General features: G+C 53.0%; 2 protein-coding genes. Both read left to right on the top strand.

Going from position 1 to position 2629, the window contains the following annotated elements; translation table 11 throughout:
- Nucleotides 1–542 (top strand): hypothetical protein (locus tag VE954_RS35375; RefSeq protein WP_324961988.1); only part of this gene is annotated, 542 nt, incomplete at its 5' end.
- Nucleotides 543–701: 159 nt separating this feature from the next.
- Nucleotides 702–2432 carry a phospholipase D-like domain-containing protein gene (locus VE954_RS35370; protein WP_324961986.1) on the top strand — a complete coding sequence of 577 codons (1731 nt, stop codon included), beginning with the start codon at nt 702–704 and terminating at the stop codon, nt 2430–2432.
- Nucleotides 2433–2629: the final 197 nt, after the last annotated feature.

Below are 2629 nucleotides of genomic sequence, written 5' to 3'. Positions count from 1 at the left end.
GGACCGTTCTCAATCCAAACGCCAATTGGAATGGGCCGACGGTGATGACAGCTTTGGGCGACTCGCTCTATGTTGTGCAAAACAATCGTCTCCATCGGGTCAATCCCAATGACGGAAGTTTCCAGTTGCTCGGTGAAACGTCATGGGCCGGTGCCACATCCGCGGCGGCTGTCGACGGCAGCGTCTACATCGTTCAGGCTGATCATCTCCACAGGGTGAACCCCAATGACGGAAGCTGGACCGTGATCGGTTCTGCTCGTTGGATTGGTGCCACAGTCATGACTTCACTGTCCGGCTGGCTCTATATTGTGGAAAACAGCCACCTTCATCGCGTCAATCCCAACGATGGTAGCTATCAAACTCTGGGTGGCGCGTCGTGGGCCGGTGCGACTTCGATATCTTCCGTCAATGGTGAACTCTATATCATCCAAAACGGAAGACTGCATCGGGTCAGCCCCAATTCGGGAAATTGGACGGTCATTGGTCAGGGGACCTGGGCTGGACCAACCACCATGTCCGCTTCTGCAGGCAGCTGCCGTTAAACCCCAGGCGCCTCGACCGGGATTTCTGGTCGAGGCGCTTTTTTGCGTCGGGACCTATGAAATTTTGATAAGGAGCAAGTCTGTACAAGCCATGGCTGATGTGGTGATGTACAACGCTCTCCCGACCTTGCCTGTCACATGTCCTGGAGGACTCCACTTTTGAAACAAAAATCCTATGTTCATGCAGGGGCTTGTGCGTTCTTGCTTCTGCTGGCTTCGTGTCATCCCGCACCTTCGGTTGCTTCTTTAAAGAGTGAAATGGCCAATTCATCCCTGCTATCCGGTGGATGGACCGAAGCATCCTATGAAGTCCTGTTTAGCAATCCTGTCTGCTCCAGGCAGAAATTTCTTTCCTATAGGCCCCGCAACCCTGAGCCATTGACCCTGACGGGATCAACGGGTGATTTTAAGATATCGCCGGAACGATCCAAGGTTCCTGAAATAGCCGTGGGTCCCGAGGGGATCCCGACATTGGGCGGCGGGCTTCGTCAGCATATTCCTGGCAATATTTTTTGTGACGCTACGGATTTTGCGGCATCAAGCCAGCGAGGTCGTGATAATCCTTATCGCGATACGGATAGCCCCATCAATCGGATCCAGGACTGGATTGAGTCCACCCAGGCCAGTGATGAACTCTTTATTGCCAGCTTCAGTCTGAGCATGAAATCGGTCGCCACCTGGACCTGTGAAGCCGCAGGACGTGGGGTGAAAGTCAAAGTGTTTATCCATGAGCCCGACTCGTCATCGGGTGCTATCGATGTCCTGAGCCAATGCCCGGGCGTCGAACTTTTGCAGTTCAAAAGCAAGGGACGTCTCGCGCATCTGAAGTCCCTTATGATTGCTTATAACAATCCCGCCCATGACGCCAATCTTCGGGATAAGGTTCGGGTCAGCTTTCAAAGCGGCAATATTTCAAGTGGGACTTGGGGTCATCATGAGAACTGGAACTTCGTGACCCAGGATCGCTTGCATTGGTTTAGCCAGGACCATATGTTTCTGCGCGATGCGATCAATGCTGAAACCGTGAGTAACCTCGGCAAGCTTTATCAGCAGCTTGACGCCTGCCGGGAAGCCAAAGGTGTGGAGACAGCTCGGTCCCAAGACTCTTTTATGAAGAACTACTTCATTCCTAAATCTGGCGGCGTCTATGATGATCGCAAAGAGCTGGATGGAATGGTGCAGGAAGTGCAGAAGGCGTCCGAGGTATGGATTGCAGCGCATCATTTGACTGAGCCGGAGCTCATAACAGCTCTGGCCCTCAAACTGAAAAGCGACCCCACCTTTAAGGTCAAAATGCTGGTCGATTCGGAACTCTTCTGGGCCAATTCCCAGGTGCCCATCGACCAGGGTCTTGCCTGGCAGGTTGATGATAAAGTTTATGGTCAATCCGGGAGCCTGACCTCGTCCTGCCAGTGGGGAATTCTGGAAACCAAAGCCAAGGATGTCCGCTGCTCGCTGTTTAGCCGAGGTGAATTCGGAGATCCGCTGGAAGTGATCCTGGCCGCGAAGGGGACGAAGGATGCGAACAAGTTTTCCTATGGGCCCGGGACCCTGCAGGCGGCTGGTGCCGAGCTTCGGTTTGTGGAAAACAACCACCTTGGCAAGATGCTCTTTCATAATAAGTTCATGATTTTCAAGTCTAATGCTGAGGACCAAGGCGCACCGGGTGCGGTGTTTACGGGCGCCGGGAACCTGAGCAAAGCCGGTTTTGATAAGAATTTTGAGAATTATTATTTGGTCCGCGTTCCTCATGTGTATGCCAGCTTCCGGCAGCAATTTACCCGGCTGTTTGAGAAGGCGAGTATGGAAAAGGATTTGCCTTTGACCTGGGACGTTCGCACCGTCGATGACGGTTATGAGGCTTATGCGCCGACGCTGGCCCAGCCCTAACGCAGGTCCGTGTTGAACGAAAGACGGCCCATCAGTTTATGATGGGCCGTTTTTCAGGTTGTGTTGCGTTTGCAGAAGCTGAACGCGGGGAAGCACGGATTGACGAACGATCATGCAGCGACGGAATAGAAGATCTCTGCAGAGGTATCACCCTCTGCTCTGACCTGCCGCTTTCGAATTATTCTCATCGACTCAAA

This window comes from Oligoflexus sp., from assembly GCF_035638955.1.
GTDB lineage: Bacteria > Bdellovibrionota_B > Oligoflexia > Oligoflexales > Oligoflexaceae > Oligoflexus.
Note: the sequence above shows the minus strand (reverse complement) of the source record. Positions and strands in the feature narration are given on the sequence as shown.